The sequence below is a fragment of the Mesorhizobium sp. M7A.F.Ca.CA.002.09.1.1 genome, assembly GCF_003998555.1.
GTDB lineage: Bacteria > Pseudomonadota > Alphaproteobacteria > Rhizobiales > Rhizobiaceae > Mesorhizobium > Mesorhizobium ciceri.
On the sequence record NZ_RZRR01000898.1, the window covers coordinates 1 to 2248 of the forward strand.

Annotated in this window: 2 protein-coding genes and 1 pseudogene; 1 reads left to right on the plus strand and 2 read right to left on the minus strand. The window is 62.7% G+C overall.

Translation table 11 applies throughout. The features are described from left to right. Positions 1–752, plus strand: a 752-nt coding sequence (locus EN994_RS28025) for an ABC transporter permease (RefSeq protein WP_164746261.1), incomplete at its 5' end; no start/stop codon positions are given. A gap of 10 nt (positions 753–762) precedes the next feature. On the opposite strand, the gene EN994_RS28030 is transcribed toward EN994_RS28025, so the two are convergent. After that, entirely contained in the window at positions 763–1695 is a 933-nt protein-coding gene (locus tag EN994_RS28030) for an ABC transporter permease (protein ID WP_013529890.1), read from the minus strand. Then, positions 1688–2248: pseudogene (locus tag EN994_RS28035) on the minus strand (ABC transporter permease); the annotation flags it as partial. The pseudogene EN994_RS28035 and the gene EN994_RS28030, both read right to left, overlap by 8 nt.

Genomic DNA, 2248 nt, shown 5'->3' on the forward strand with positions numbered 1-2248 from the left:
ATCCAATGCCGGTTGCGATCCTGGCCGGCGCCCTGGCAGGTGCCGCCGCCTCGCTGCTGTTCGGCGTTCTGGCACTGACCTTCCTCACCAATCAATATGCGGCCGGACTGGCGCTGGCCATCTTCGGTTCCGGCGTGTCGGCCTTCCTTGGCCGCGGCTTCGGCAGCGAGCCTATCGAGGCGCTGCACGGCATCAACGTCCCTGTTCTGTCCGATCTGCCGCTGATCGGTCCGTTGCTCTTCCGCTTCGATCCGATGGTCTACCTAGCTCTGGTGATGTTCGCTGCCATCAGCTGGTTTCTCTACCGCACGAAGGCCGGGCTGATCTTGCGAACGATCGGCGAGTCACCGCAGACATCGCATGCGATCGGCTATCCCGTGATCAGGATCCGCTACATGGCCGTGTTGTTTGGCGGGGCGATGGCTGGCCTGGCGGGCGCCTATCTGTCCGTCGCCTACACACCGCTCTGGGTCGAGAACATGACTGCCGGCAAAGGCTGGATCGCACTGGCGCTGGTGGTTTTCGCCACATGGCGCCCGCTGCGCATCCTGCTTGGCGCCTGGCTGTTCGGCGGCATGACGATCCTCCAGCTGCAGGGACAGGCGCTCGGACTGGAAGTGCCGTCCGAACTGCTCTCGGCCCTGCCCTATCTCGCGACAATCATCGTTCTGGTGCTGATCTCGCGAAACCGGCAAATGCTGGCGCTGCACTTCCCGGCTTCGCTAGCAAAGCCTTTCCGTCCGGCGGGTTGAGCAGCAGGGTCTATTCCCTGTTGTAGGGAATGCCGAGCGCCACGGGCTGATGGGTGCGCGACCGCAAGCCCGCAAGCAGCACAAGTGACGCCACATAGGGCAAGACGAGGAACAGCTGGTGGGGGACAGGAATCCCCACCACTTGCGCATGGATGCCCAACGCCTCCAGAAACGCGAAGATGAAGATCGCTCCAACGATCCGGAACGGCATCCAGTTGCCGGCGATGATCGCGACCACGACCAGCCAGCCGCGGCCGGCAATGAGATCGGGAACGAACTTGTCCGAATAGCCAAGCATCAGGAAGGCGCCGCCGAAGCCGGACATCATGCTGCCGAACATGATCGCGAGGCACTGCCTGAGGCCGACGTGCAGGCCCTTGACGTCAAGCGCCTTCGGATTTTCGCCGACACAGCGCACCTCAAGGCCGTATTTCGTTCGGTAGAGAAAGAACCAGACGAGGATGGGCACCAGGAAGCTGACATAGGTCAGCAGGCGTTGGGAAAACAGCACCGGTCCCAGGATTGGAATATCCGACAGATAGGGGATCGGAACCTGGTCGAAGCCGATGAAGGTCGGCGCCTCGCGACCGCCAATATAGGCCTGGAACCAGAACAGCGTCACGCCCGATGCCAGGAGATTAAGGGCAAGGCCGGCTACGAATTGCTCGGCCTTCAAAACAATCGTGACGAACGACATGATCAGGCTGCTCGCGGCGCAGGCCAGGATGGCTATCGCCAGAGCCAGCCAAGGCGATCCGGTTGTCGAGGCAACCATGTAGGCGACAATGGCGCCAATCAGCATGGTGCCTTCGACAGCGATGTTCCAGATGCCCGCGCGCTGCGTGACAAGTTCGCCCATTGCCGAAAAAAGCAATGGCGTGGCAATGCGGACCATCGCCGCCAGGAGGCTTATCAGAAGCGGGCCCTGCAGCAGCTCAAGCATGGACTTCCCTCCTCACGATCTGAAGGCGCGTTGCGACGGCGGCACTGAGAAAGAACAAAAGCACCAGCCCTTCCATCGCCGACACCAGGCCTGCCGGCGTGCCACTCTTCAGCCGCATGTAGATCGTGCCGCTTTCCAGCGCGCCGAAGAACAGGGCGGCGATCATCACGCCGCTCGGGCGCAGTCCTCCCACCATGGCAACGACGATCCCCGAACTGCCGATGCCAAGCAGCGTCTCGGCACGCAGCCGGTGCGAGACACCGAAAAGCTCGCCGGCGCCAGCCAGTCCCGCCAGGGCCCCCGACATCAGCATGACGGTCAGCAGAAGCCGGCGCACATTGGTGCCGCGAAACGTCAGCGCGGTCGGGTTTGAGCCGAACGCGCGGATTTCGTAGCCCAGCGACGTCTTGTCGAGCAGCACCGCTGCGAATGCCGAGGCGGCGAGAGCGAACAGGAAGCCGACATGCAGCTTTCCCGCCCCAACAGCCAAGAGGATCGGCCACTCCAGACTTGGATCGATGGGCGGCGACTGGTGATAGGATACGGTCACGCC